This is a genomic window from Uliginosibacterium sp. H1 (genome assembly GCF_036017065.1).
GTDB lineage: Bacteria > Pseudomonadota > Gammaproteobacteria > Burkholderiales > Rhodocyclaceae > Uliginosibacterium.
In genome coordinates, this window is sequence record NZ_JAYXHR010000002.1 from 1,075,136 (window position 1) to 1,101,120 (window position 25,985).

Genomic DNA, 25,985 nt, shown 5'->3' on the forward strand with positions numbered 1-25,985 from the left:
CAGACCGGCGTCTGTTGCCGTGCTACTGCGTGAGACCCAGCGTCAGGCTGTAGGCACCCGTGGAGCCCGAGTAATAGCTGGTCACCTCGATGGAATAGACGCCCGCGCTGCCAGCAGGCAGCGTGAAGACACCACTGCCGGCGGGAATCCGAGAATTGGTGCCGCCGCCCCCGTCATCGTTGGCGGCGATCACCGTGCCGCTCGGATTCTTCAGGTAGACGTAAGTGTCGAATGCCGAAGAGCTGAGTTGAATGGAAACGAGATTTCCCGGTGCGGCATTGAAGGTGTAGCGATACGTGTTGTACGACGAGCCGCGCGCACCTGCCGGACAGCCGGCCACCAGATTGCCGGTATAGCTGCCGCTCGTGATGTGCGTGCTGCAACTTGCCGGGGGCACCACGGCTGCAGCCTGATTCAGGTTGAAGGTACTCGTTACGCCCGAGGCGGACACTTGGGCGGTCGCGTAGCGAGCACTGCCGGTATTCGCTGCCACCTGGAACGAGACAAAGCCGTTGCCCGTGCCGCTGGTCGCGGATGTGGCCGTCACCCAGCTCGGCAGGCCGCTGAGACTCCAGGTGCAGGTCGACGCCGCGCTCACCTGGATCGACGACGATGTAGCGGCCGCGCCGAAACTGAGGAAGGTCGGATTCAACATCAGCACGGAAGTACAGGTTCCGGCCGCTGCCTGACTCACCTGCACGCTGCTGCCATAACCGCCGCTGGAGACCAGCAGGGACGCATTGCGCGCGCTGCCGGCATTCGCTGCAACCTGGAAGGTCACGGTGCCGTTGCCGGAACCACTGGTGGCTGAAGTCGGTGTGATCCAGGACGGCAGGCCGCTCAGGCTCCACGCGCAGCCGGCATTCACACTCACCTGCAGCGAACTGGTCGTGGCCGGCGCGGTGACGCTCAGGCTGGGCGGTGACACCGTCGGTGCCGGGCACGAAGCGCTCGAAGGCTGGGTGATGCTGGCGGCATTGTTGCCTAGCGACAGCGTCACGTTGCGGGAGGCGCCTGTAGAGTTGGTCGTGGCCGTAAACGTGAGGGCCAGGCTACCGGAAGCCGGCATGGTCTGCGGGCCCACCGCGCTCGCCGTCAGCCAGGCGGGCACGTTGGCGATCTCGAACCGGCAGCCCGGTGCGGCTGTCAGCGTAAAGATGACCTGGCCACCACTGGCAGCCAAAGTCTGCGAATTGCTGCCGGACAGCGCAATGACTTGCGGCGAACATGCCTTGGCCCAGATCTGCGCCGTGCTGTTCGCATCGTTCAGCTCCGCCCCGCCGACCAGCAGCAGGTCGCCGCCGGGCAGTAATGACGCCGTGCTGCTACGTACGGCCGCCCGTTTCGGGCCGGTCAGGTTCCATTGTGCGGAGGCCGCCTGATAGCGAATCAGATTTCGCGTGTAGTCGCCCATCACGATGACGTCGCCATTGTCGAGCACCGTGGCGGACGTTACTGCGGTGGCGATAGGCATTGCCGGGCCGGCCAGGAACTGGCCTGTTGCGGGGTCGTATATCTCGGTGCTCGAGAGGGAGGAGGTGTTCCTGCCACCCGGCACAAGTACCTTGCCGTCGCTTAGCAGGAAGGGGCGCACGTCCTGGCGGGGCTGTCCCATCGATCCCGTCGCGCTCCATTGATTCGTTGCCGGATCCCAGATCTCGGCGCGGTTCAGATAGTTGCTTGCATAGCCCCCCACCTTGAGCACGCGGCCGTCCTGCAGCACTACCAGTCCGTGCCAGCCGGTGACATCAATCATGCTGCCGGTCTGCGTGAACGTATTTGTAGCCGGGTCGTAGATCTCCGCAAACCGGACTGTGCTGTAGCTGTCCGGATTCATGACGAAGACCTTGCCGCTTGGCAAGAGGCGCGCCATCGCTCGGGCTCGTACGACATGCATGTTGGCCGCTGCGGTCCATTGATTCGTGGCGGGGTCCCAGATCTCGGTGCTCGCCGTGCCAACGAGCCCCGGGCTTGTCACGATCGAACCGCCGAAGACCATCACTCGGCCGTCCCTCAAGGTGACAGCTGCGTGCTCTGTCCGTGCCTGCAGCATCGGCGCAACGGCAGTGAACACGCCTGTCGCCGGGTCATAGCGCTCTACGCTTGCGTAAGGTGGGGTGCCGGGCCGGGCATAACCGCCGGCGAGCAATATCTTCCCGTCGGCCAGCGTGCTCGCGCTGTGCATCATGCGTGGCACGGTCGTGCTGCCCGTGCTGGTCGTGGCCGGGGAGAGAGTAGAAAAGAGGGAAAGAAAGAAGAGAACGAGGACTGCCAGAATGCTGCGGTGCTGCCGGTTGGACGTGCGGAGCCTGTGCATGTGTCATTCCATGTGAGTGAGTGCGCGCCCCTGCGGACCCATTTCCCCAGGGTGGCAGGACTATAACGACGGCGCCATGCAGGACATTGTTGGCATGCCCGCAAGAGCGGGCAGCCACCTGATGAGCGGCGGCCGGCAATGCCCGGACGCAGGAGCCGTTTGTTTTGGTGAGGCGGTGCGCAGCAGGGAGCTTCTGCATGGCCTGTCGACGAGCCCACACGCAGCCCGCATTGCTTGTATCGCGGGTGTTGGGAGGCCGTGCCGATCTGGCCTACTGCAGCCGTATGGCGTTGTCGAACACCCAGCTCCGGCGCAACTCGATGACGTCGTACTCCCGCGCCAGTCCCGCTGAGAAAGGCGGATAGGGCGCGGCGCTTTCCACGATCTTGCGGACGGCGGCATCGACGGCAGGCACGCCGCTGGACACGACGAAGGTGACCGCTTCCACCGAGCCGTCGCTGCGTAGCGCCACGGTGACCAGCGGCTGGGTGTGCGGCTGCCTCGCCAGTTCGCGCACGGTGTCGATGGGCGTGTTGAGCTGGATCTTGCGGGCCCAGGCTTCGGCGTAGAGGATCAGTTCCTGGTTGGGGTCGCTGCGGCCGAAGAGGCGGGCGCGGCGGATGCTGCTGGCGCTGGGCAGGGGCGGGCGCGGTGATGTCAGGGCGTCGGCGGCAGCGTCGCGTTGGGCGCGTTCTTCGTCGAGCTGGCGGCCGATGGCGCGTAGACGCTCTTCGCGGGCGGCCTCCTGTGCGGCACGGGCAGCGTCCTGCTGGGCCCTGGCTGCTCTGGCCTGTTCCTGTCGCGCGCTTTCCTGGCGGGCGGATTCCTGACGTTGTGCTTCGGCGCGTTCGCGTTCCTGTCTGGCGGTGGCTTCCCTTTCGGCTGCGATGCGCGCCGCCTCGGCCCGTGTAGCGTCCTGTCGGGCGGTTTCGGCTCTCGCCGCTTCCTGTCTTGCGGCTTCCTCCGCACGTTCGCGCTGCAGCTGCGCCTGCCGGGCCTGTTCGGCGCGCTGGGCTTCGAGGCGTTCCGTTTCCCGGCGTTCGGCCTCGCGACGTTCCGCTTCGCGGCGCGTGGCTTCGAGGCGGGCGATCTCCTGCTTCTCGGCTTCGAGACGGGCTGCTTCCACCCTGGCGGCTTCTGCGCGCGCCGTCTCGATCCGCTCGGCCTCGCGTTGCGCGGCGAGACGCGCCTGTTCCTGTCGTATCGCTTCCAGGCGCTGGGCCTCCTGCCGCAGCGCCTCGGTGCGTTCGCGCTCGGCGACGGCGGCGGCTTGTCTGACGGCTTCGACGCGCGCGGCTTCCTGGCGGGCGAGTTCCTGCTCGCGTTGTTGCCGTTGCTCGGCCTCGATGCGTGCCGCCTCGCGGCGCTCGGCATCCCGTCGCCGGGCATCGGCCTGCTCGCGCTCCAGTTGGACGGCGGCCTGGCGGGCGGCTTCGAGGCGGGCGGCCTCCAGCAGTGCGGCTTCGCGCTCGGCGGCGGCCTGCCGCGCCTGCTCCTGTCGCATGGTCTCGCCGCGTTCCGCAGCGAGGCGGACGGATTCCTGCCGGGCCTGTTCCTGTTGTTCGGCCAGTCTCTGTGCTGCCTCGGCGGCATGTACCGGCGCCGGTTTGTCGATCTCGGCGACCGGCGCGCTCTGGTCGGGCGCGATCTCCGGCACCACCGCTGGCGGCGTGTCGGGCGTGACCAGTACGGTGGCGGGAGAGGGCTCCGGCCTGGTGAGCACGGGCGGGCGGTTGGGGCTGGGGAGTGGTGGGGGCCGGGGCGGCGCCGGCGGCTCGGGCGCGACGGCCTCGGCAGTGCCGGCCGTGTCGCTGCCGGGTGTCGGCAGGGTGACGGTGGTGGCGTTGGCGGCTGGCTGCGCAGACGGAAAGCCGGAGGGCGGGGGGGGCAGCGGGGGGGCGTTGCTCTCCGTGGCGGACGTGCTGGCGTCCGGCATGGCGGGCCCGGGGGCGATGGCGGGCGTGGGAGGTGGCGCCGTGGCAGGAGTCGTGGCGGGTGCGGGGGCGAGCACGACGCGCAGGTCATCGGCCTGGAAGCGGCGTTCCCGCCAGAAGTCGAGCCCCGGCAGGCCCAGGCCCTGACCGCTGAGACTGAGGTTGAGCAGCAGGCCATGCACCAGCAGCGAGAGCAGCAGGGCGGCGCCGAGGCGTCGGCGCTCGCGCAGCGAGGCGGGGTCGGTTCTCAAGTCAGGCCCTGTTCGGTGTGCGGGCGTGGCGCCGGGGAGGTCGTAGCCTGCTTTTTATCATCCTTCGGTGCGGAACATGGCGGGGACAGTCTCTCGGGGCCGTGCGGTGACCGGCGGTTGATGTGGCGTATGGGCTGGATGCGCCACTGCCGCGCAGCGGGAGTCCGGCGGGCTTCTGCCTGTGACGCCGGGCGTGGGCGGGCCTTGCATCGTCCTCGGCGGCCAAGGAAAAAGGCCCGCGCGATGCGGGCCTTTCAGGCAGCGTGATGCGCGCTGCAGCGCGCGCAGTACCGGTCAGCCGGGTTGCTTGGTGGTGCGCAGGTACGGCTTGATGGTCTTGAAGCCGGGGAAGGCTTTCTCCGCGTCTTCGTTGGTGACGGCGGGGGTGATGATGACGTCGTCACCCTGCTTCCAGTTCACCGGGGTGGCGACCTTGTGCTTGGCGGTGAGCTGCATGGAGTCGAGCACGCGCAGGATTTCGTCGAAGTTGCGGCCGGTGGTCATCGGGTAGGTGAGCATCAGCTTGATCTTCTTGTCCGGCCCGACGATGAACACCGAGCGCACGGTGGCGTTGGTGGCGGCGGTGCGGCCTTCGCTGGTGCCAGCCTCGTCGGCGGGCAGCATGTTGTAGAGCTTGGCCACGGCCAGGTCGGTGTCGCCGATCATGGGGTAGTTGACCTTCGCGCCCTGGGTCTCCTCGATGTCGACGGCCCACTTGTCATGGTTTTCCACCGGGTCGATGGACAGGCCGATGAGCTTGGCGCCGCGCCTGGTGAACTCGGGCTCGATCTTCGCCATGTAGCCCAGCTCGGTGGTGCACACCGGGGTGAAGTCCTTGGGATGCGAGAACAGGATGGCCCAGCCGTCGCCGATCCACTCGTGGAAGTTGATGGTGCCCTGGGTGGTATTGGCGGTGAAGTCGGGTGCGGTGTCGTTGATGCGCAGGGACATGGTGACCTCTCTGTTGTACGTATTCACGTATGGCGTGGGTGGGAACGGGAAGGCGGTCCGCCTGCGGGCGCCGGTGACGTGCCGCGCAGGTGCGAGCACCTTCCCGGGGTGTTCTTGCGAAGTGGAGCCGGAAAATACTAGCACCGCGTCGCGACGCGCTTCATGACTTTCCGGCACTTGCAAATGCCTGGATGTCGCTGCGGAGCTGAGGGGGCCGGCGTTTGGCCTCGCGTGCCGATGACCCTGCAGGGTGAGGGCTGGGCGGAGTGGCAAGCCACCATTGTGCGTTGTCCGGGCATCACGCAAATTCAGTGCCGTTGCCGTGACTGTCGCATCTCCATTGGGCCGGCGACGCCTGCCCGGGGGCGGCCCGAGGCGGATCGGGATGCCGGGGCCGGGCTGAGATGCGACGACCTTGTCGACCTCACAGCTAGAGAGCTAGAGAGCTAGAGAGCTAGAGAGCTAGAGGGCGGTCATCGTCGCGCGCGAAGGCGACTCTGTGTGTGCGGGCCGTACCGCACGGATGCGCATCCACGGCCGCGCGCTGCGACGCGGCCGGCTGAGACGAAATGGGCGGCCCCGGGAGGCCGCCCGACCTGTCATCTCGCTGCGAAGCAATACAGGAAGCCACCGCCGCCCGTGGCGGCCAGCAATTCCGGGCTGCAGCCGCGCGAGGGATGCGACTGCACCCAGGACTTGGCGGGCGGCAGGTCGTTCAGGCCCTGGCGGTCGTGGTGGCCGACCATCGCCGAGCCCGTGCTGCTGGAGGTCCAGTTGCTGCAGGTGGTGTCGCCGCTGCCGGCGAAGGCCATGCCCATGGAATCGGTGCCGGTGAGGATGTCGTGCAGGTTCGGCTTGTCGCCGCGGCCGTTCACGACTTCACCCTTTTCGGTGAGCGCGGTCTGCTTGGTGAGCTTGTTGTCGCGGTGGAGTTCATCCACGTTCTTCGCGATCAGCTCGCCCTTGGCGTTGTACCAGGGGCCTTTGCCGATGCGGTCGCGCGCATTCACGGCCTTGCCGCCGCCGCTGGCCTGCGTGCTCAGGTAGGCGCGCCAGGTCTTCTTGCTGGAACCCGCGGCGTCGGCAAGCGACTGGCACAGCTTGTCGGCTCCGGCCAGCCCGCCGAGGTCGCCACCTTTGCCGCCGCCCTTGCTGCTGATGAAGAAGCTCATGGCCGGTGGATCGGCGGCCAGTGCGGCGGGGGTGAAGACCAGCGCGGACAGCGCGAACGTTGCGCCAAGGGTCGTGACATGCAGATGCCTGTTCGTCATCTTTCTCATTGCAGCACTTCCTTTCCATGTATGTCGGTGGAATCCACGGGCGTGAGCCGGGCCCGGGCTGCGCGGCGGTGGGGCGTCGCGTGTATTCACTATAAGCGCCGCTGCGCAGAAAGCACGGACAGCCGCAGCGGGCACCGGTTCAGCTGGCGCCATCGCCATGCCGGATTCATGGCAGTGTCGGCGGCACGCCTGCTGCCGGCCTCGGCGCTCAGGCCGGCGCGTGCTGCAGGCCGCTGTCGCGCGCGATGCGTTCCATCATGGCCTCGGCCACCGGCTGCCCGCGCAGGGTGTCGGCCACGACGATCTGTCCGCCGTCATCGAGTTTCGCGACCACGCGGTAGATCGTCTCGTGGCGCGCACCTTGCCGGGAGCGGTAGCCGACATCCAGCGCCAGGTGGCGGATGTCGCGTCGGTGGGCGCTGCGTCGATTCACGACGAAACCGAGGAAGCGGCGCTCGGTGCGCAGCCCGTGGCGGTCGATGTGCACGCGCAGGCTGTTGCCGAGCCCCCACAGGCCGGCGCCGGTGATCAGGACGCCGAAGAAGCAGAAGATGATGAAGAAGAAGACCGGCGCGCCCATCATGCGCGCACCGACGCCGGCGCCGCTGAAGATCAGCCCGACGACGGACCAGCCGATGGACAGGCCGGCCTGGCGGGCCGGGCCGAAGTACAGTTCCAGCGCATCGCCACGCCGGGTGATCTGCGCCAGCTCCTCTACGGCAGCGCGACGCTGTGCCTGCACGGTGGGCTGGTGCTCGCTGTCCTGCGTGATCAGGCGTGCGCGCGAGCCGGTGGCGAACACCGGAATCGCGAAGCGACGCGAGAAGCGTGGCGTGCCTTCTGTGCTGTCCAGTTCGACGCGCCAGCCGTGATGGCTGCCGTCCTCGTCGGGATCGCTGCTCGCCGGCAGGTCGCCCGGCACATCGAAGCGGAATGACAGGCGGGTTCCCTCGGCTGCCCACGCCGTCTGCGCCAGTCCGTCGGTCTGCCACAGCAGGCGTTCTTGCCAGTCCGTGTCGTTGCCGGTGCGATCGCGCCAGTGCTCGATGCAGCTGAGCACCACCTTGTAGCGGTGCTGCGGGTCGTGTCGTGTGCGCAGCGTCAGGCTGCCGCCGACATGGCCGCCAATCGAACCGGGGAAGGGGTCCAGCTGCAGGCGCAGGTCGCCATGACGTCGCCATTCAAGGGTGGCGCGGATGGCCCACGCCAGCACGCCGACGCCGGCGATGGGGAAGAGCATCGCGATGACCAGGCCGGGCGGTGGGTTGTCCAGCATCCTGTGGTCGTGCAGATACACGATGGGCGCGCACAGCAGGTTCCAGAAGATAGCCATGCCCCAGGCGACATAGACCTCCATGCGCTTGTCGGAGCGGATGCGGTTGTCCACCCATTCACGCCTGGCCAGCCACGGTTCGCCCTCGGTGCCGGGCGGCACCAAGACAGGCCCGGGCCTGCGCCACAGGAACCAGATGAAGCCGATGCCGAAGCCGCCGAACGCCAGCACGAACATCATGTGGAACAGCAGCAGGGGGATGCGCAGGCTACGGTCCAGCACGGCATCCTGCGGCGCGCCCGGGTTGACCCAGGCAGTGACCGGCATGCCGTTGGCAAGGCTGCGCTGCAGCGCATGGGCGAGGCGCTGGTGAAAGTCCCCGATGTTGTCGGCGCGATCCACGACCGCCACGCGCCTGCCCTCGTGGTCGAAGCCGTTGAAGCGATAGCGGTAGCGTGCCGTCGCGAGGTACGACGAGCCGTTGTTACCGCTGCCGACCTCCAGCAGTTCTGCCTGGACCGGCACCCAGCTCTTCATGCGTGCCCAGTCGTAGACCATCGGCATCACCATGAGGAACAGCACGGTAAGTCCGGTGGCGGCGAAGGGCAGGGAGAAGAGGGTACCGAGCCAGCGGGTGGCGGTGTGTCGGAAGCGGTTCATGCGGACGGGATGGGTGGCAGCATCGAGCGGTCACCGCCAGGGCGATGCCACGCTCAATACTGCCATGCCCCGTTTGCACGGGCCGCTGCTGTGCTGCTCAGTGCGCCTGATGGGCGCTGATCGCGGAGAAGCGGTTGATAACCCCCACCACTTCGCGCGTGCTGTCGTTGATCTGCGCGATCGCAGCGCCGGCGTCGTTGGCCAGCGCCACACCCTGCTGCGCCTGGTCGCGTGCGACGGTCATGCTGTCGATACCGCTCTGGGTGCCGGCGCGGATCCCGTCGATCATGCCGGTGATTTCCCGCGTGGAGCGATTGGTGCGCTCGGCCAGCTTGCGAACTTCGTCGGCCACCACTGCGAAGCCGCGCCCCTGTTCGCCGGCACGCGCGGCCTCGATTGCGGCGTTGAGCGCCAGCAGGCTGGTCTGGTCCGCGATCTCGTGGATGGTCTGCACGATGGTGGTGATCTGCTCGGACCGGGCGCCCAGTTCTTCGATGGCGCGCGAGGAATCGCAGATGCGCTCGGCGATGTTGCGCATCGCTCCGGTGGCGGATGCGATGACTTCGCTGCCGCGCTGGGCGATGGCCTGGGTCTGCTCGGAGATGCGCCAGGCTTCGCGGGCGTTCTCCATGTCGCGTTGCGTGGCCAGCTTGCGCGCGGTGACGTCGCTGGCGAACTTGACGATCTTGTACGCCTTGCCGTCCTCGTCGAGGATCGGGTTGTAGGACGCTTCCAGCCAGATCGGGCCGCCGCTGCGGTGCATGCGCTCGAACTCGCCGGACACGAATTCCCCGTGGTTCAGGCGCGCCCAGAAGCTGGCGTAATCCGGCGAGCCGACGATTGCCGGCGGGCAGAACATGCGGTGGTGCCGGCCCTGTACGTCGGCCAGGCGGTAGCCCACCGTGTCCAGGAAGTTCTGGTTGGCGGTCAGGATGTTGCCGCCGAGGTCGAACTCGATGACGGCCATCGAACGGTCCAGCGCATCCAGCTTGTGCGTCTGCTCCAGCGCGAGGTGTTCGCGCGCGGTGATGTCGCTGGCGATCTTGATGATCTTCAGCGGTCGGCCGTCCGGGCCGGGCACCGGGTTGTACGAGGCCTCCAGCCAGATGGTCTTTCCGTCGCGGCCGACGCGGCGGAACTTGCCGGAGATGTACTCGCCCTGGTTCAGCTTCTGCCAGAACTGCGCGTACTCCGCGGACCCCACCAGTCCGGGTGTGCAGAACATGCGGTGATGCCGGCCCACGATTTCCTCCCGCGCATAGCCGACGGTGGCGAGGAAATTGTCGTTGGCGCCGAGGATGGCGCCGTCCGAGCTGAACTCGATGAGTGCTGTCGAACGCTGGATGGCCGCGAACGCGGACTCCAGCTCCTGCATGCGCTCTGACGGCGCTTCGGGCTGGCGAGCCCGTTTGAAGCTGAACATTCCTTCTCCCTGTGCAACCTTGCTGCAAGGCGCGCAGGAGATTGCGCCTGCCCGCCCGATCCACAGCTGCGTGGATTTATGTGTCTACGGCCAGGCGAAAGATTTCCGCAATGAATACAGTGAATGTCATAAGCAGCAGGAACGGTAATCGCTTTACAGCAGTTTCAGGACGGCTTGCCGTGGCGGCCTTGGTCTGGGCCGCCGGCAGTGTTTCTTGGGGACCCCGATCGGGCGCGACCAATGCCGCGCCGGCCGGAAGCGTGAGGGCTTACGTAAGGTGCTGCATCAGCGGGGAATTGAGCTCACGCAGGCCATCGACCACCAGCTTGCCGACGGCGATGGCGCCGGTTTCGCGGAAGTGGGTGTTGTCCTGGGTGTCCGAGGTGTAGCCCGGGAAACCCTCGGACGCCTTCACCCACATGAAGTGGGCCCTTGAGTCTTTCTCGCCGACGCTCATGAAAAAGGCCATGCGCGCTGCGAGTTGATCACCCGTGCCGGTGGCGCTCAGCCGAAACGCAGCTTCATGGCCAGGATGAAGCCCGACAGCACGAAGGTGACGACATTGGCCAGGAAGAGTGGCCAGGACCGGATATAGAAGCCGTACACCAGCCAGCAGCCGATGCCGGTGACGAACAGGCTGTACATGCCCAATGACACGCCGTCGGCGGAACGGCGCTTCCACACCATCCAGGCCTGTGGCGCGAAGGAGATGGTGGTCAGGCCGGCGGCGATGAAGCCAAGTATCTCGATCGGCGGGATGGACATGGCGACACGTCCTTTCGGGAGGCGGTGCTGAAAGAATGGCATGCCATTTGCAAAATACCAGCAAAAGTTGCCTACACTGGTTGAGGGGGGCTGCGAGCCGGCGGTCACCGCATCTACCGCCGGTTCTCGCAGGGAGGGCAGGCATGCGCTCGGATCACATATCCTTCGTCAGCCTGCCGGGGGTGCGGGAGGGCATTGGCGAGACCCCGCGGAGACAGCGTGACGCCCGTTCATGTCGTTCCACAAGACGCGATTACAACGACGGAATCATCATGAGCCAACAGATCCTCCAGCCTATCGATTCTTCGCGCATCGACCCGCTGCTGGCGCACCACACGGCCGCGCTGGGCGCCGACCGGGAAGACTACCAGGACGCGATCCATCGCCTGATCGACAACCTGATCAACATCCGCGACGAGACCGGGCAGTTCCTGCTGCGCCTCGATGACGGACGGGTGCTCGACACCAAGAGCTGGAATGGCTGGGAGTGGACGCAGGGCGTAGGCCTCTACGGCGTCTACAAGATGTGGGAGATGACCGGTGATCCCAACGCCATGGAGATCATCACGCAGTGGTTCGAGGCGCGTTTCGCGGAAGGCACGCCCTCACGCAACATCAACACCGTGGCGCCCTTCCTGACCCTGGCCTACCTGTACGAGCGCAGCGGCAACCGCAGCTACCTGCCCTACCTCGACGTGTGGGGACAGTGGCTGTACGACGGGCTGCCGCGCACCGAGGAAGGCGGCTTCCAGCACGTCACCTACAACCTCGTGAGCCACCAGCAGCTGTGGGACGACACCCTCATGATGTCGGTCGTGCCGCTGGCCAAGATCGGCCTGGTACTGAACCGTCCGCACTATGTGGAAGAGGCCAAGCGCCAGTTCATGGTGCACATCAAGTACCTCGCCGACCGCAAGAGCGGCCTGTGGTTTCACGGCTGGTCTTTTGAAGGTCGCCACAATTTCGCGAACGCCCTGTGGGCGCGTGGCAACTCCTGGGTCACCATCGTCATCCCCGAATTCATCGAGCTGCTGGACCTGCCGGAAGGCGATGCGTTTCGCATGTTCCTCGCCTCCACGCTGGAAGCCCAGGTCAAGGCGCTGGCGAAATTCCAGGCGCCATCTGGCTTGTGGCGCACGCTGCTGGACGACCCCACTTCGTACGAAGAAGCCTCGGCTTCGGCAGGCTTTGCCTACGGCATCCTGAAAGCCGTGCGCAAGGGCTACATCTCAAAGGAATACGAGGCGGTCGGCATCAAGGCCGCCAAGGCCGTGCGCGCCAAGATCAACGCGGCCGGTGAACTGACGCAGGTCAGCTTCGGTACGCCGGTCTTCAACACCCTGCAGGAGTACAAGGACATTCCCCTCACCTCGATGCCCTTCGGGCAGGCAATGGCCCTGCTCGCGCTGGGCGAGTTCATGTACCGCTTCATCTAGCAAGCCTTACCCGCACGCAGATCACGCAGCGGGAGCACCGACTGCGGCAGACAACGCATGACTATCAGAGGGGGTGCGCATGAGTGGCGTCACACAAGCTCGCAAGCCAGGCTGGATCAATTACTGGGGCTGGGGGTCTGGCGACATGCTGGGCAGCGGGGCCCAGGCAGTCATCAGCGGTTGGCTGTTTTATTTCTTCACGACCTTCTGCCATCTCACGGCCGTCGAGGCCGGGCTGATCCTCGGGCTGCCGCGCTTGCTGGAGGCGATTACCTGCCCGCTGATCGGTTACATATCCGACAACCTGCGCCACACCTGGATCGGCCACAAGATTGGTCGACGCAGGTTGTTCCTGCTGATCACTGTGCCGCTACTGCCCAGCTTCGCGCTGATCTTCCGCACCGGCCATACCTTCACCTACTACCTGCTCTGCTTCATCTTTTTCGAGCTGCTCTACACCATGTTCCTCATCCCGTGGGAAACGCTGGCGGCCGAAATGAGCAAGGACTACAAGGAGAAAACCCGCTTTGCCGGCGCGCGGCTGATCATTGGCCAGGCGGCGGCGATCGTGGCGTCCTACCTGCCCACGCTGATCATCAACCAGGTCGGCGGCAAGGATTCGCCGGACACCTTCTTCATCATGGCGGCCATCTTCGGCCTGCTCTTCTCGACCGTCGTCGTGATCGTGCTGCTGACCACCTGGGAGCGCCCCTACAGTGCCGGCGAACTGGCTGCGCCGCCTGGGCAGCAGGCGCTGAGCCTGAGCAGCATCGTGAGCATTCCCGTCAAGATGTTCCGCGACCTGTTCTCGACGCTGCGCATCCGAGCCTTCCGCCAGCACCTGAGCCTTTATCTAGGCGGCTACATCTCGCAGGACATCTTCAACACAGCCTTCCCGATCTTCCTGGCGACCGTCCTGCTCGGTTCCACGCTGGTGATCTCACAGCTCATGACGGTGATGTATGCGGCGCAACTGGTGTCCGTCATCTTCGCCATCCAGATCGTCATCCGCACCGGGCCGATGCTGGCCTACCGCATTGCGATGTCCCTGTTCGGCATTGCCCTGCTGCTGTACCTGGCGTTCTACCTCCACTTGCCGCCCGGCGCCGGAACCGTCGTGCAGGGGCTGAACGACAACATCTTCAACGCGCTCGACCCGAGTCATCCCGCCTCCCGTTTCATGGTGGTGTTCTGGTTGTTCGTGCCGGTCCTGCTCGCGGGCCTGGGGCGCGGGACGCTGAACTTCGTCCCCTGGTCGGTCTACAACTACCTGCCCGACATCGATGAAGCGGTCACCGGTCAGCGTCGCGAGGGCATCTTTGCCGGGGTCATGACCCTGGTGCGCAAGTTCGCACAATCCGGCGCCATCATCGCCGCAGGCTTCATCATCGGTCTGGGCGGCTACGTGTCACCCACGGAGGGCGGTCAGGTGGTCCAGCAGACGCCCGAAGCGATCCGCACCATCTGCCTGCTGATGGTGCTGGCACCTCTCGCGGTGATGGCGCTGGGTCTGTACGCCGCGCGCTCCTTCCGCCTCAACGCGGCTACGCATGCGGTGTTGATACATGAAGTCGAACGCCTGCGCGGCGGCGCCCTGGAGCCTGAATCCGAAGAAAGCCGAAAAGTCGTCGAGGGCCTGACCGGCTGGAAGTACGAAACGCTCTGGGGGCGTGGTCGCTGAGCGGCATGCATTGCTCGCCGGGTTCGCCGGCGCCTACTACGAGGGCCGCACTTGCGGCCCTCGTGTCATGTCTGTCTCATCCCGGAGGCGGGAATCGGACAGCATGTGCGCGCGCTCAAGGAAGGCCGCCCGGGTGCATGGGAAACACCCCGGGCAGATCCGCAACGCTCACTTCAGGTGCTGCACCAGCGGGGAATTGAGCTCACGCAGGCCATCGACCACCAGCTTGCCGACGGCGATGGCGCCGGTTTCGCGGAAGTGGGTGTTGTCCTGGGTGTCCGAGGTGTAGCCCGGGAAACCCTCGGACGCCTTCACCCACATGAAGTGGGCCTTGGAGCCTTCCTCACCGACGCTCTTGAAGAAGGCCATGCTGCGCGCGGTGAGGTCGATCACCGGCGTGCCGGTGGCGGCGCCGAGGTTGCGCACCGCCTGCGGGTAGTCGCCGCCCTTGGTGGTGATGTGGCTGTTCTTCATGTTGCCGGAGCCGTCGGTGGCGAAGGTGCGGCGCGTCACCGGGGTGATCAGGATGGGATGGGCGCCCACGCTGCGCGCGTAGTCCACGTAGCTGGTCTTCAGCGTGTTGTAGAAGGTGGTCGCTGCCGGGTTGCCGTCCTCGTCGTTGTGGCCGAACTGGATCAGCAGGTAGTCACCGGCGCGGATCTGGCTCTTGATGCTGGTGTAGTTCGAGGTGCTGAGGAAGCTGGTGGTGCTGGCGCCGGACTTGGCGTGGTCCACCACGGTGGCGGTGTCCTTGAAGTACATCTGGAACGGCTGGCCCCAGCCCATGCGCGGATAGCGCGCGGCTTCGTACAGGCTGGCGGTGGAGTCGCCGGCGATGAAGATGCGGATGCCGGTGCTGCCCCCGGAGCTGCTGGAGGACGAGCTGCTCGACGAGCTGGAAGAGGAGGAAGAACTCGACGACGAACTGCTGGACGAGGAGGAGCTGGAGGAAGAAGAGCTCGATGACGAGGAACTGGAGGAAGAACTGGAAGAGGAGCTGGACGATGAACTCGACGAGCCCGCGCCGCTGGGCACCGAGCATTCATTGACGCCGCCCGCGATCTTGCCGCCGAAGGTGGCCTCGCTGCAGGCGAAGGCGCCGTTCAGCGTCTTGTAGAGGAATTGGTCCGCGCGGCCGAAGGCGACGCTGGTCGTTGCCGCCACCGAGCAGGCCGTACCTTCCTTGCAGATCGTCACGTAGCCCGAGGGCCGGTTGGCAGCCAGTGCGCTGCCCGCGGCGACGGCCAGCACGGCCGTGAACCACCATTGCTTCAACTTCATTTGTCGTCCTCCTGTGCAGGTCGGCGCATGGGCGTCGGAACGCCTTGGCCACGGCCGCCTTGTCGTGATGTGTGGGTGTCGCGCAAGTCACGCCGGGCCGCGAACGGTTCCGGCGCGCTCAGCGCCGGCGGAGCCTGGCGCGCGTATGTGCTGGCGTCTTGATCGGAATTGCGCTTTACGGCGTCTTTGCGGGCGTGGCGTGACGGCATTCACGCGGTGGCTTGCTGCGCTGCCAAAACCGCGGGCGCCAAAGGCGTGACAGCATGCGCGTCTTCTGCAACCCGAGATGTCCGTCATTCCCATGCGTATCACCCTCACTACCTTTGTCGCCGCCGCCACCATCGCGCTGGCCCTGCTCACCGGCTGCGCCAAGGAGCCCGCCATCGACGCCGACCAGGCCGAGCGTGCCGTGCCGCAGTTCCACACCGCCCTCAACGACGGCAACTTCGACGCCATCTACGAAGCCGCCGCGCCCGCCCTGAAAAGCAGCCAGTCGCAGGCCGACTTCGTGCGCTACCTGCAGGCCGTGCGCGGCAAGCTCGGCATGATCCGCGGCACCGAACGCACCGGCACCCGGGTGGAAGGCCAGCAGGCCACGCTGACCTACAAGTCGGCCTACGAGGGCGGCGAGGCGACCGAGGAATTCGTCATCCTGCTGGAGCCGGAAAAGGAGCCGGTGGTGGTCAGCTACCGCATGCTGTCGCCGGCGCTGTGAGGCCACGCATGGCGTCCTGAAACATCGACGCGCCATGCTTGCCGGCGCGCGGCAAGGTCGCCGCGCGTGGATAACAACAACAGGAGCGTGAAGATGAAGTGGATGCAGGGATGGATTGCCGTCGCGATGCTGGCGGCTGCGGGGAGCGCAGCGGCCGCCAACCGGCCCGCGGGCTACGTGACGATCTGCAAGGAGAACGCCGCCTGCTCGGTGGCGGTGGCGAGCAACGTCGCCTTCGGCCGCGCCGACCAGTTCCTCTACAAGGTGGTGACGGGCAGCTTCACCTGCAACGAGGCGACGTTCGGCGGTCGCATCGGTGGCGGGGTCAATGAGTGCTCGGTGCCCAACGGTTCCGGTTCGTCCAGCTCTTCGTCGTCCTCATCCTCGTCGTCTTCATCGTCCTCTTCGAGCAGCTCCTCGTCGAGCTCCTCTACATCGTCGTCCTCGTCCTCCTCCTCCGGCTCGTCGGGTGGCGTCAGCGGCAGCGCGCTCAACCTCGCGCGCTACGCCCTGGCCGGAAACCATGCACTGCCGTCCTCCAACGCGGCCGAGGCCTCCGGCGTCACCTGGAACTGGGACACCGACACCCTCTTCGTCATCGGTGACGAGGGCAAGCGCATCGTCCAGGTGAGCAAGCAGGGCGTGCAGATCGACAGCATGACGTTGTCCGGCTTCGAGGACACCGAGGGCATCACCTACGCAGGCGGCGGCAAGTTCGTCGTGACCGAGGAGCGCCTGCAGGACGCCTTCGAAGTGAGTTACCTCGCCGGCGCCACCGCGAAACGTGGCGACCTGACGGCGCTGTCCATCGGCGCGACCGTGGGCAACGAAGGCATCGAGGGCATCGCGCTGGACCGCATCTCCGGTCGCTACATCGCGGTGAAGGAGAAGTCGCCGCAGGCGGTGCATGACCTGGGCCTCAACTTCGCGGCCAGGAGCATCAGCGTCGCAAGCCTGTTCTCGTCGACCCCGCTGGGCCTGGTCGACCTCTCCGATGTGCAGCCGCTGGCGAACGTCGCCGGCCTGGACGTCACCGGCAAGATGAACCTGCTGATCCTCAGCCAGGAGTCCTCGCAACTGCTGGAGGTCACCCGCAATGGCCAGGTGGTCAGCCGGCTGGACATCAGCGGCATCTCCACCGACATCGAGGGCGTGACGGTGGACGCCAACGGCACCATCTACCTGGTGGCACAGACGCCGCGCCTCTACGTGCTCAGGCCGAACTGACGGCAAAGCCGGGCCCTGCCGTGCGGGCAGCCGTCGCCCGCACGGTTATCATCGGGCCCTGATCGCCAGCACGGAGCGCGTCGTGGTCCATCAGGAAGTCTTCACCGTCAGCACCGCCCGTCGCGGCAGCACCGAAGTGACGGACGCCGTCGCCGCCGTGGTGGCGCGCGCCGGCTTCGCGGCCGGTGTGGCGCATGTGTTCGTGCGCCACACCAGTTGCTCGCTGCTGATCACCGAGAATGCCGACCCCACCGTGCGGCGCGATCTCGAAACCCTCGCCCGGCGTTGGGCGCCCGACGGCGACCCGGCCTACCAGCACGACACCGAAGGCGACGACGACATGGCCGCGCACGCCCGTGCCGTGCTCACCGGCACCTCGGTCAGCGTGCCGCTCGCGCAGGGCAGGCTGCTGCTCGGCACCTGGCAGGGCATCTACCTGTGGGAGCACCGCAGCAGCCATGGCCACGATCGCGAGATCGTCGTCACGGTGACCGGCGAATGAACCCGCTGCAACTCGTGGTGCCCGCCCGGCCCTTCCTCGAAAGCTATCGCGACGCCCTGCTGCGTGGTTGGTCGCCGAACAACCTGCGGCCGCAGACAGCGGTAGAGGAACTGGCGCTCATCGCCGCCGACGCGGATTCATTTCTGCACAGCCTCGATGATCGCGATCCGGTCGGGCAGACCGTCACCTTGCCGGATGGCTCCCGTGTGCCGAAGCTGCCGGGCTTCCGCCGCTGGATGTGGGACGGCGGGTTCTGCGGCAGCATCGGTCTGCGTTGGCAGGCGGGCACGGCGGAGTTGCCCGCGTATTGCCTGGGGCACATCGGCTATGCCGTGGTGCCGTGGAAGCAACGTTGTGGCTACGCCACGCGGGCGCTGGCCCTGCTGCTCGACGAGGCGCGCACCCTGTCTCTGCCGTACGTGGAGCTGACCACCGAGCCGGACAACACCGGCTCGCTCAAGGTCATCGAAGCGCAGGGCGGCGAGCTGGTGGAGGGTTTCGACGCACCCGCCCAGTACGAGGCCGGACAGATGCTGCGCTACCGCATCACGCTAGGTTGATCGCGGCAGCGCATCCGCCATGCTGTCAGTCCATTCCTTCATTCGTCCGCGCTGCCGGCCGACGCGTCGCTGCGTGCGCACTCCGTAGCATCGGTCGCACACACAATGACGAGGAGACAAGCATGCCCCCGCTGACCATGAAGGACATCAGTGCCGTGATGCGCGACATCGACATCTGCATGATGACCACGCGCACTTCGTCGGGCGAGCTGGAAGCGCGTCCGATGAGCAACAACCGGCAGGTGGAGTACGAGGGTGATTCCTGGTTTTTCGCGCGCGACGATGCGTCTGCCGTGCAGGAAATCGGTGCCGATCCGGGCGTGGGCCTCAGCTTCCAGCGGGAAGCGACGCTGGGCCTCTACGTCTCCGTCACCGGCCAGGCCCGCGTGGTGGACGACCGCGATGAAATGGCCGAGCACTGGGTGGATGGCCTGAACCGCTGGTTCCCGCAGGGCCTGGATACCGACGGCCTGGTGATGATCCATGTGCGGGCTGCCAGGGTGAAGTACTGGAAGGACGGCGAGGAAGGCGAACTGCGGGTGTGATCCGCCGGGTGTGGCAGCAGCTGTCGGGAGACGGCGGCAAGGGCGGTGTGTAAGCTGTATTTTTATACAGTAATTGCTCGCAAGCCCTGACGTATCGCCGTGGACATCGCCGACAAGCTCGCCATCCTCACCGACGCCGCCAAGTACGACGTCTCCTGCGCCAGCAGCAGCGCGCCGAAACGTTCCTCGCACGGCAAGGACGGGCTGGGCGCCACCAGCGGCATGGGCATCTGCCACAGCTTCACGCCGGACGGCCGCTGCGTCGCGCTGCTGAAGATCCTGCTCACCAACCTCTGTGTGTACGACTGCCAGTACTGCGTGAACCGCCGCAGCAGCAACGTGCCGCGCGCACGCTTCACGGCGGACGAGGTGGTGCGCCTGACGCTGGACTTCTACCGGCGCAACTACATCGAAGGCCTGTTCCTCAGCTCCGGCATCATCCGCTCCAGCGACTACACGATGGAGCAACTGGTGGCGGTGGCGCGCAGCCTGCGCGAACAGCATGGCTTCCGCGGCTACATCCACCTCAAGACCATTCCGGACGCCGACCCGCTGCTGATCGAGGCCGCCGGCCGTCATGCCGACCGGCTCAGCGTGAACATCGAGTTGCCCACCGAGGCCGGTATCGCCCGCCTGGCGCCGGAGAAGCAGATCTTCACCATCAAGCGCGCGATGGGCACCATCCGTGGTGGCATCGAGGAGGCTGCAGAAGCGCGCCGGCCGAAACCGAAGACGCCCGCGCCGCGCGCACGTCCGCCACGCTTCTCACCGGCGGGGCAGAGCACGCAGATGATCGTCGGGGCGGACGACACCGACGACCGGACCATCCTCGACACCGCCGAGACCCTGTACGGCTCCTATCGCCTGAAGCGCGTGTATTACTCCGCCTTCAGTCCGATCCCCGACAGCCCGCGCAGCGTGCCGGCCGCACCGGCACCGTTGATCCGCGAGCACCGGCTGTACCAGGCGGATTTCCTGGTGCGCGGTTACGGCTTCCGGGTGGGCGAGCTGCTGCCCGCCAGCGGCAACCTCGCGCTGGACATCGATCCCAAGCTCGGCTGGGCGCTGGTGCACCGCGAGCACTTTCCGGTCGACCTCAACGTCGCCGAGGAATGGCTGGTCGCCCGCGTGCCGGGCATCGGCGTGACCAACGCCCGTCGCATCATGGCGCTGCGCCGCCAGCGCGCGATTCGCTGGGACGATCTCGCGCGCCTGCGTTGCAGCATGCCCAGGCTGAAGTCCTTCATCGTCACGGCGGACTACCGGCCGCAGGCTGCCGGGCAGAGCAGCGACAGGATCAGGCGTGCCCTCACGCGGAAGCAGCCGGCGCAACTGTCGCTGTGGGGGGATCTGGCGCCGGGTTGAGGCCTGGCGTTGTCACTTCATGTTGTCCTCCACGACGCTCCGTCATGCCTGCACGCCGACGTACTTCGCTGCCTGGCGCGATGCCGCGCGGCAATTTCTCGCGGCGAGCGTCGCGCCGCACGACATCGACTGGCTGGATGCACGCGATGCGGGCCAGGGGCTGTTCGGCGGGTCGGCGCAGACGCCGGAAACGCTGTCGTCACCCGCGGCCCGGGCGGGGCACATGGTGGTGTCTCCGGCGCTGCTCGAGTTGTTGCGGCTGGCGTCCTGCCACGATGCGCATGACCGCTGGGCGCTGCTGTACCGCGTGCTGTGGCGATGGACGCATGGCGAACGCGAGGCCGCGCTCGCTGCCGATGCCGACGGTGCGCGCCTGCACCAGATGGTCAAGGCGGTGCGCCGCGAGATCCACCACCTGCATGCCTACGTGCGCTTCCGCGAGCGTGGGGAAGCGCTGGACGGTCCGCGATTCGTTGCCTGGTTCGAGCCGGCGCACGACGTGTTGCAGGACGCGGCGCCGCACTTCCTGCACCGCATGGGCAAGCTCTCCTGGCTCATCGCCACGCCGCGCGGCAGCGTCGCCTGCGACGGCGATGCACTGCATTTCGGGCCCGCGATGCCGCGACCGGCGGACGACGAGGATGCCGGCGAGAAACTGTGGCTCACTTACTACCGGAACACCTTCAATCCGGCGCGCGTCAACGTGGAGGTGATGCGCGGGCACATGCCGGTGCGCTTCTGGAAGAACCTGCCGGAAGCGCCGCTGATTCCCGCCATGTCGGTGGCCGCGCAGACCGGCGCGCGCCGCGCCGGACAATCGCGCGACGTGGAAGAGAAGGTCGGATCAGGAGCCGGTCGCAGGGTAAACATCTCCGCCGGACGCGCGCAACCTGTGCGACCCGATGCGCACCTGCTGGACGCCTGCCGGCGCTGCGACCTGTGGCGCACGGCGACCCGCGGCGTGCCGGGCACGGGGCCGGACAACGCCCGCATCCTCATCGTCGGCGAACAGCCCGGCGACCAGGAGGACCTGCAGGGACAGCCCTTCGTCGGCCCTGCCGGCGAGGTGCTGGACCACGCCATGCAACTGGCCGGCCTGTCGCGCGAGGCGGTGTTCCTCACCAATGCGGTGAAGCACTTCAAGTGGGAGTTGCGCGGCAAGCGGCGTCTGCACAAGACGCCTGGCCAGCGCGAGATCATGGCCTGCCATCACTGGCTGGAGCAGGAACTGGCTACGCATCCCGCGAAGGTCATCGTCGCCCTTGGCGCCACCGCGCTGAAGGCGGTGCTGCAGATTCGCGAGGTGGCACTCGGGGAGGTGCTGGGCCAGGCGCTGGAGCACGCGGGGCGCCACGTGGTGCCGACCTATCACCCCTCGTACGTGCTGCGTCTGCGCGAGGCGTCGGAGAAGACCGCGGCCGGCGAGCGCATCGTGGCAGCGCTGCGCCTGGCGATGGAACTGGCGGGGCCGGCCGTCGCTGCGCCGGTGGCCCGTCGCGAGCGCCCGTCCTCCTGAGCCATCGCTGCCACGGCCACAGCGCGGCATGCCGTCGCGCCGTGGCCGTTACGTGCTCAGCGAGCGCGCAGGAACTCCGCCACTTCCAGCAGGATGAACTCGTTGTCGTCGGCCTGGTTGGGGTCGCGGCTGCTGGAGAAGGGCAGGTTGTTGTCGTTGCCCGCCACGATGTGGGTGGCATCGACGACGTCCACGTTCTCGATGGTGAAGAACGGGAAGGTCAGCACGCCGTTGTCCAGGGGCTTGCGCGACAGCTTCTGCGGATCGGCGATGTTCATCAGGTCGATGTAGCCGATCTTGCGCACCGGTCCGCCGACGTTCGCATCCGTCATCTCCACCTTGTAGACGCGCTTGAACTTCGCAGTGTCCTTGAAGCAGCGCGAGGTGTCGGTGGCGCCCTGGGCGCAGCCGCGCGCCTCGGTGCCTTCGCCGTTGTCGCGCTCGATGATCAGCCCGGTGTTGTTGTCGATCATGTTGAAGTCGCCGATCGCCAGGCCGTTCTTCTCCAGCACGTACTTCCAGTGGCGGCCGGTCCAGCGTTCCGCCTTCACGTCGAACTCCAGCACGCGCAGGTATTCGCGGCCGTCGATCTTCTCGCTGTCCTTGCTCGCTGCGTCCCAGGCCGGGCCTTCCAGCAGCGCGTACAGCTTGCTGCCGTCCGGCGACGAAGCCATGCCCTCGAAGCCCTTGGAGCGGCGGATCTCGAAACTCGCGGTGGCGTTCGGCGCAGCGGGTGACGCGACGGCGGGGTTGTCCGGCGAGCGCACCGGCTTGCCGTCCACCAGCGTGTCGAACACCGCCTGCACGCGGCCCTTCATGTCGGCCTTGATCAGCCAGGGGCCGAACTCGTCGCCGATCCACAGCGCACCACCGGCGAACTGGAAGCTCTCGGTATCGAAGTCGGCGCCGGTCAGGTAACGCTCCTTCGTGGCTTCGTGGACGATGCGGAACGGCACCTTCTTGTCGGGGTCCTGCAGGTACACGATCTCGCGGCGCTGCGCGCTGCCGCCCTTGAAGTCCAGCGTGTAGCGGTTAAGGAACAGCGCACTGTCCGCCGAGTTGTTCTTCGCGCCGAAACCGTTGTCGGTCAGCACCCAGTAGCTGCCGTCACCCATGCGCTTGATGCCGGAGTGCCCCTGCAGGGGTTGCCCCCTGAACGGGACCGACACCCCGGTGGGACGGCCGGCGGACAGACCGACCACGCTTTCCGCATCCTCCACGCGCTTGCCGGTGGTGAACTTGCCGCTGAGCCGGAAATCCGCCGGCGCATCTCCCGGCGGGGTGATGAAGGAGCGCGCGGGAATCACGACATGGCCGGCCAGCGTGGCCGGAAAGGCGTTCTCCTGCGCGTGCAGCGGCGTGGCGATCGTGGCAAACGCGGCGGTCGTGCTCAGGGCGGCAAGCAGGCAGAGGGTGCGGCTGGACGACATGGACAGGTGATCCTGTGTGAGGGAAAGGCGTCGTTCTACAAACCGCGCGTGACAACGCGATGAATGCGCGTGCCGGCCGCGCGATGCTGCGCGGTGTTGCGCGGTGTTGCGTCATCGCCCGTGTGCGGCCCGGTGCTTACAAACGATTACAACCGCGTGTCGCCGGCGCGCAGCGGGCCGGCGTTGATTGCCCATGCCAACAAGAACGTGGCGATCCGGCTGTTGTGCCCCCACGACAACCATACGAGTGATCGCCGCGCACAGGAGACTGCAATGCCCCCGTCGCCCGCCATGCGTGCCCATCCGCTCCCGCCTCCCTTGCGGCGCCTGCGCCTCGGCGCCCTCACGCTGTTCGCGGCCACAGTGTTCGCCATCGCGCCGGAGCCCAGCCGCGCCGGGGTGAACGTCGACATCCAGATCGGCTTCCCCGGTGTGTTCATCGAAGTCTTCGATCCGCCTCCGCCGCCGCGCGTGGTGGTGTTGCCGGCGCCGCGTCGTGGTTACGTGTGGCGCCCTGGCTTCTGGGAATGGGACGGCTACCGCCATGTGTGGATCGACGGCGTGTGGCTGCGTGAGCGACCGGGTTACATCTGGGTGCCCGAGCGCTGGGTGTACATCGACCGCGGCTGGCGTTTCGCGCCGGGGCGCTGGGACCACCATCCGCACGACTGGCGGGGTGAGCAACGCCGCGAGTACGACCGCTGGCGCCACGAGCGCGAGCGCTGGAACCATGAACGGGTGCGCTGGGAACGTGAGCGCGAAGATCGCGAGCGTGATCGCGACCGCTGGGAGCGCGAGCACCGCGAACGCCAGCGCGAATGGCAGGCCCAGCGCGAACGGGCTGAACGGGAGCGTGACCGCGATCGCGAACGTGCGGAACGTGACCGGGACCACCGCGAGCGGGAACGCGAACAGCATGCCCGCGAGCAGGACCAGCGCCGTCGCGAGGCACAGCAGCGCGAGCATGAAGAGCAACGTCGCGTGGCGCAGGAACGCGAGCGTGGCGAAGACCAGCGCCGCCAGCAGGAAGCCCAGCGCGAATCGCAACGCCGTGACCAGGACCGCCAACGCCAGGAAGCGGAACGTCGTGACCGCGAGCAGGCAGGCGAACAGCGGGCGCGCGAACAGCAGGCACGCGAGCAGCAGGTGCGTGAACAGGAAATGCGCCGCGTGGCCTACGAACGCGAGCGCCAGCAGAACGAACGCCAGGAAGGCGAGCGCCGCCAACGCGAGCAACAACAGCAACAACAGCAGCAGGAGCAACAGCGTCGTGAGCAGGACCGGCAGCGCCAGGAGGCGGAGCGCCGCGAGCGCGATCGTCAGCAACAACAACTAGCGGAGCGCAGGGACATGGATCGTCAGCACAACGAACGTCGCCAGCAGGACTGGGACCGTCGCGAACGTCAGCAGGAGGCCCAGCGCCAGCCGGACCGGCAGGAGGCGCGTCGCGATCATCAGCGCGAGCAGCGCGAACACCACGAGCGCGGCCGCTAGGCGCCATCCCGCTCCGTCGGGCCACGCGCCTACAGGAAGGGGCGGCCCCGCACCGGAATGGCGTTGTACTCGGCAATGCGCTGCATGCGCGTGAGGTCACCCAGCCGCAGGTGGCCGTTGTCCAGTTCGTACAGGCCGGCACTGGCCAGGCGCCGCAGCGTCCTGTTGGTGTGCACCAGCGACAGGCCCAGCGCATCGGCGATGTGCTGCTGGGTCACTGGCAGGTGCATGCCGCGCTGGTCGACCAGCCCCAGCACCTCGCTGCGCTTGTAGAGGTGCACCAGCAGCATGGCGACGCGTTCCAGCGCCGTGCGCCGGCCGACCGACACCAGGTTCTCGTCCACGATCAGTTCCTGGTGCGCGCTCAGCCAGGTGAGGTCGTAGCCCAGGCTGGGGAAGCGGCTGTACAGGTCCCACAGCCGGCTGCGCGGAAAGACGCAGAGCTCGGCGTCGGTCAGGGCCTCGACGCCATAGGGCGTGTTGCCGGCCACTTCCTGCTGCAGGCCGGTGAAGTCGCCCGGCAACAGGAAGTTGAGGATCTGCCGGCGGCCATCGCTCAGCGTGCGGTAGCGGAAGGCCCAGCCGCTGCGCAGCGTGTACAGGTCGTCATTGGACGCCGCCTCGCGCACCACGGTGCCTCCCGCCTCGACGTGCAGCTCCCGCTTCCGGAACGCCTGGATGAACGCCGCTTCCTCCGGCGTGTGCGACGAGAAGATCTTCACCGCCTTCAGCGGGCATTGCCGGCAATCGATTTCGTTGCGCATGTTCTTTTCTCCCTGATCCGCGCCGGCGACCCCGTGATGACACGGGAATGCCGTCGGCCTGCGTGGCGCGCGACATCCGTCGCCACGCCCCCCCGGTATGTCTTTTGATATTTCGCCTGGCGCGCGCCGTCCCTACAGTGCGCGCTCCCCACCGACAGGCCGAGGCCGCTTCCGGATGAGTGCACTCTTCCACATTGTCTGTACCAGTGTCATCAGCGCCAGCGCGCACCCCAACCATGTGGTGGATAGCGCAAGGATCGCCCGCAACCGCCACGAGTCCGCCGGCATCACCGGCGTCATGGCCTTCGACGGCTGGCGCTTCCTGCTGTACATGGAGGGCGAGGCGGAGCAGGTGGACGAGATGGTCGCGGCCCTGCGGCGCGACCCCTGCCACCAGGCCCTCACGGTCCTGCACCAGGGCGCGTTCGACGGCCCGCGCCGCTTCCGCGACTGGGCGTCGGGCTACCCGGTGGACGCCGGCGACGACACCTTGCAGCGGGTGTCCCTGCTGAGTGGCGAGGACGCCCTGCGGGCGCTGGAGGCCGCGCTGCCCCACCTCTACCTGGGCTGACCGGTCCGGGCCGGGGCCGGTGGCGCGCATTGCCGCCGGCTGCC

Annotated in this window: 22 protein-coding genes; 11 read left to right on the forward strand and 11 right to left on the reverse strand. The window is 67.0% G+C overall.

The genetic code is table 11. The features are described from left to right. Positions 1-22: 22 nt before the first annotated feature. The 8 genes from VVD47_RS14475 to VVD47_RS14510 all read right to left on the reverse strand — a co-directional run bounded on the left by VVD47_RS14475 (position 23) and on the right by VVD47_RS14510 (position 10,854). The gene (locus tag VVD47_RS14475; protein WP_327604192.1) at positions 23-2,317 is read right to left on the reverse strand and encodes a kelch repeat-containing protein; all 2,295 of its coding nucleotides are present in this window, start codon (positions 2,315-2,317) and stop codon (positions 23-25) included. A 271-nt stretch (positions 2,318-2,588) separates the two neighbouring features. After that, on the reverse strand, positions 2,589-4,502 hold the full coding sequence (locus VVD47_RS14480; protein ID WP_327604193.1) for a TonB C-terminal domain-containing protein: 1,914 nt from the start codon (positions 4,500-4,502) through the stop codon (positions 2,589-2,591). 294 nt (positions 4,503-4,796) lie between these two features. Continuing rightward, complete coding sequence (locus tag VVD47_RS14485) at positions 4,797-5,453, reverse strand: peroxiredoxin (RefSeq protein WP_327604194.1); 657 nt, start codon at positions 5,451-5,453, stop codon at positions 4,797-4,799. Positions 5,454-6,052: 599 nt separating this feature from the next. After that, the gene (locus tag VVD47_RS14490; RefSeq protein WP_327604195.1) at positions 6,053-6,733 is read right to left on the reverse strand and encodes a hypothetical protein; all 681 of its coding nucleotides are present in this window, start codon (positions 6,731-6,733) and stop codon (positions 6,053-6,055) included. Positions 6,734-6,941: 208 nt separating this feature from the next. Beyond that, complete coding sequence (locus tag VVD47_RS14495) at positions 6,942-8,666, reverse strand: DUF3592 domain-containing protein (RefSeq protein WP_327604196.1); 1,725 nt, start codon at positions 8,664-8,666, stop codon at positions 6,942-6,944. A 97-nt stretch (positions 8,667-8,763) separates the two neighbouring features. Further along, positions 8,764-10,089: a methyl-accepting chemotaxis protein gene (locus VVD47_RS14500; protein ID WP_327604197.1), complete on the reverse strand. Its 1,326-nt coding sequence runs from the start codon at positions 10,087-10,089 to the stop codon at positions 8,764-8,766. A 268-nt stretch (positions 10,090-10,357) separates the two neighbouring features. Continuing rightward, entirely contained in the window at positions 10,358-10,558 is a 201-nt protein-coding gene (locus VVD47_RS14505) for a hypothetical protein (protein WP_327604198.1), read from the reverse strand. 35 nt (positions 10,559-10,593) lie between these two features. Then, positions 10,594-10,854 (reverse strand): SemiSWEET transporter, encoded by a 261-nt coding sequence (locus VVD47_RS14510; RefSeq protein WP_327604199.1) that lies wholly within the window; start codon positions 10,852-10,854, stop codon positions 10,594-10,596. A gap of 272 nt (positions 10,855-11,126) precedes the next feature. Here VVD47_RS14510 and bglB point away from each other — a divergent pair, with 272 nt between their 5' ends. Both bglB and VVD47_RS14520 read left to right on the forward strand, forming a co-directional pair. Next, positions 11,127-12,290 carry a beta-galactosidase BglB gene (gene bglB, locus VVD47_RS14515; protein ID WP_327604200.1) on the forward strand — a complete coding sequence of 388 codons (1,164 nt, stop codon included), beginning with the start codon at positions 11,127-11,129 and terminating at the stop codon, positions 12,288-12,290. A 79-nt stretch (positions 12,291-12,369) separates the two neighbouring features. Next, complete coding sequence (locus VVD47_RS14520) at positions 12,370-13,971, forward strand: MFS transporter (RefSeq protein ID WP_327604201.1); 1,602 nt, start codon at positions 12,370-12,372, stop codon at positions 13,969-13,971. 168 nt (positions 13,972-14,139) lie between these two features. Here the strand turns inward: VVD47_RS14520 and VVD47_RS14525 are convergent, their stop codons facing one another. Continuing rightward, positions 14,140-15,252 carry a rhamnogalacturonan acetylesterase gene (locus tag VVD47_RS14525; RefSeq protein WP_327604202.1) on the reverse strand — a complete coding sequence of 371 codons (1,113 nt, stop codon included), beginning with the start codon at positions 15,250-15,252 and terminating at the stop codon, positions 14,140-14,142. A gap of 301 nt (positions 15,253-15,553) precedes the next feature. Between VVD47_RS14525 and VVD47_RS14530 the strand changes: the two genes are divergently transcribed. The 7 genes from VVD47_RS14530 to VVD47_RS14560 all read left to right on the forward strand — a co-directional run bounded on the left by VVD47_RS14530 (position 15,554) and on the right by VVD47_RS14560 (position 21,682). Then, positions 15,554-15,967 (forward strand): hypothetical protein, encoded by a 414-nt coding sequence (locus VVD47_RS14530; RefSeq protein WP_327604203.1) that lies wholly within the window; start codon positions 15,554-15,556, stop codon positions 15,965-15,967. A 93-nt stretch (positions 15,968-16,060) separates the two neighbouring features. Next, on the forward strand, positions 16,061-17,194 hold the full coding sequence (locus VVD47_RS14535) for an SdiA-regulated domain-containing protein (protein ID WP_327604204.1): 1,134 nt from the start codon (positions 16,061-16,063) through the stop codon (positions 17,192-17,194). 82 nt (positions 17,195-17,276) lie between these two features. Beyond that, positions 17,277-17,696: a secondary thiamine-phosphate synthase enzyme YjbQ gene (locus VVD47_RS14540; protein WP_327604205.1), complete on the forward strand. Its 420-nt coding sequence runs from the start codon at positions 17,277-17,279 to the stop codon at positions 17,694-17,696. Next, positions 17,693-18,256 carry a GNAT family N-acetyltransferase gene (locus tag VVD47_RS14545; protein ID WP_327604206.1) on the forward strand — a complete coding sequence of 188 codons (564 nt, stop codon included), beginning with the start codon at positions 17,693-17,695 and terminating at the stop codon, positions 18,254-18,256. Before VVD47_RS14540 ends, VVD47_RS14545 begins: the two co-directional genes overlap by 4 nt. A 122-nt stretch (positions 18,257-18,378) precedes the next feature. Further along, a complete protein-coding gene (locus tag VVD47_RS14550; RefSeq protein ID WP_327604207.1) occupies positions 18,379-18,801 on the forward strand; it encodes a pyridoxamine 5'-phosphate oxidase family protein in 423 nt (140 codons plus the stop codon). A 99-nt stretch (positions 18,802-18,900) separates the two neighbouring features. Beyond that, positions 18,901-20,166: a putative DNA modification/repair radical SAM protein gene (locus VVD47_RS14555; protein ID WP_327604208.1), complete on the forward strand. Its 1,266-nt coding sequence runs from the start codon at positions 18,901-18,903 to the stop codon at positions 20,164-20,166. Positions 20,167-20,185: 19 nt separating this feature from the next. Then, complete coding sequence (locus VVD47_RS14560) at positions 20,186-21,682, forward strand: UdgX family uracil-DNA binding protein (RefSeq protein WP_327604209.1); 1,497 nt, start codon at positions 20,186-20,188, stop codon at positions 21,680-21,682. Between the two features lie 56 nt (positions 21,683-21,738). On the opposite strand, the gene VVD47_RS14565 is transcribed toward VVD47_RS14560, so the two are convergent. Beyond that, complete coding sequence (locus VVD47_RS14565) at positions 21,739-23,112, reverse strand: esterase-like activity of phytase family protein (protein ID WP_327604210.1); 1,374 nt, start codon at positions 23,110-23,112, stop codon at positions 21,739-21,741. A 273-nt stretch (positions 23,113-23,385) separates the two neighbouring features. Here VVD47_RS14565 and VVD47_RS14570 point away from each other — a divergent pair, with 273 nt between their 5' ends. Further along, positions 23,386-24,606: a YXWGXW repeat-containing protein gene (locus tag VVD47_RS14570; RefSeq protein ID WP_327604211.1), complete on the forward strand. Its 1,221-nt coding sequence runs from the start codon at positions 23,386-23,388 to the stop codon at positions 24,604-24,606. Positions 24,607-24,635: 29 nt separating this feature from the next. Here the strand turns inward: VVD47_RS14570 and VVD47_RS14575 are convergent, their stop codons facing one another. After that, the gene (locus VVD47_RS14575) at positions 24,636-25,370 is read right to left on the reverse strand and encodes a Crp/Fnr family transcriptional regulator (RefSeq protein ID WP_327604212.1); all 735 of its coding nucleotides are present in this window, start codon (positions 25,368-25,370) and stop codon (positions 24,636-24,638) included. A gap of 175 nt (positions 25,371-25,545) precedes the next feature. Between VVD47_RS14575 and VVD47_RS14580 the strand changes: the two genes are divergently transcribed. Beyond that, a complete protein-coding gene (locus VVD47_RS14580; RefSeq protein WP_327604213.1) occupies positions 25,546-25,941 on the forward strand; it encodes a BLUF domain-containing protein in 396 nt (131 codons plus the stop codon). Positions 25,942-25,985 lie beyond the last annotated feature (44 nt).

Bases quoted from the DNA above. Each gene is read 5' to 3' on its own strand.
- VVD47_RS14475 (WP_327604192.1), bottom strand. From the start codon at position 2,317: ATGCACAGGCTCCGCACGTCCAACCGGCAGCACCGCAGCATTCTGGCA.
- VVD47_RS14485 (WP_327604194.1), bottom strand. From the start codon at position 5,453: ATGTCCCTGCGCATCAACGACACCGCACCCGACTTCACCGCCAATACC.
- VVD47_RS14490 (WP_327604195.1), bottom strand. From the start codon at position 6,733: ATGAGAAAGATGACGAACAGGCATCTGCATGTCACGACCCTTGGCGCA.
- VVD47_RS14495 (WP_327604196.1), bottom strand. From the start codon at position 8,666: ATGAACCGCTTCCGACACACCGCCACCCGCTGGCTCGGTACCCTCTTC.
- VVD47_RS14500 (WP_327604197.1), bottom strand. From the start codon at position 10,089: ATGTTCAGCTTCAAACGGGCTCGCCAGCCCGAAGCGCCGTCAGAGCGC.
- VVD47_RS14505 (WP_327604198.1), bottom strand. From the start codon at position 10,558: ATGGCCTTTTTCATGAGCGTCGGCGAGAAAGACTCAAGGGCCCACTTC.
- VVD47_RS14510 (WP_327604199.1), bottom strand. From the start codon at position 10,854: ATGTCCATCCCGCCGATCGAGATACTTGGCTTCATCGCCGCCGGCCTG.
- bglB (WP_327604200.1), top strand. From the start codon at position 11,127: ATGAGCCAACAGATCCTCCAGCCTATCGATTCTTCGCGCATCGACCCG.
- VVD47_RS14520 (WP_327604201.1), top strand. From the start codon at position 12,370: ATGAGTGGCGTCACACAAGCTCGCAAGCCAGGCTGGATCAATTACTGG.
- VVD47_RS14525 (WP_327604202.1), bottom strand. From the start codon at position 15,252: ATGAAGTTGAAGCAATGGTGGTTCACGGCCGTGCTGGCCGTCGCCGCG.
- VVD47_RS14530 (WP_327604203.1), top strand. From the start codon at position 15,554: ATGCGTATCACCCTCACTACCTTTGTCGCCGCCGCCACCATCGCGCTG.
- VVD47_RS14535 (WP_327604204.1), top strand. From the start codon at position 16,061: ATGAAGTGGATGCAGGGATGGATTGCCGTCGCGATGCTGGCGGCTGCG.
- VVD47_RS14545 (WP_327604206.1), top strand. From the start codon at position 17,693: ATGAACCCGCTGCAACTCGTGGTGCCCGCCCGGCCCTTCCTCGAAAGC.
- VVD47_RS14550 (WP_327604207.1), top strand. From the start codon at position 18,379: ATGCCCCCGCTGACCATGAAGGACATCAGTGCCGTGATGCGCGACATC.
- VVD47_RS14560 (WP_327604209.1), top strand. From the start codon at position 20,186: ATGTTGTCCTCCACGACGCTCCGTCATGCCTGCACGCCGACGTACTTC.
- VVD47_RS14565 (WP_327604210.1), bottom strand. From the start codon at position 23,112: ATGTCGTCCAGCCGCACCCTCTGCCTGCTTGCCGCCCTGAGCACGACC.
- VVD47_RS14570 (WP_327604211.1), top strand. From the start codon at position 23,386: ATGCCCCCGTCGCCCGCCATGCGTGCCCATCCGCTCCCGCCTCCCTTG.
- VVD47_RS14575 (WP_327604212.1), bottom strand. From the start codon at position 25,370: ATGCGCAACGAAATCGATTGCCGGCAATGCCCGCTGAAGGCGGTGAAG.
- VVD47_RS14580 (WP_327604213.1), top strand. From the start codon at position 25,546: ATGAGTGCACTCTTCCACATTGTCTGTACCAGTGTCATCAGCGCCAGC.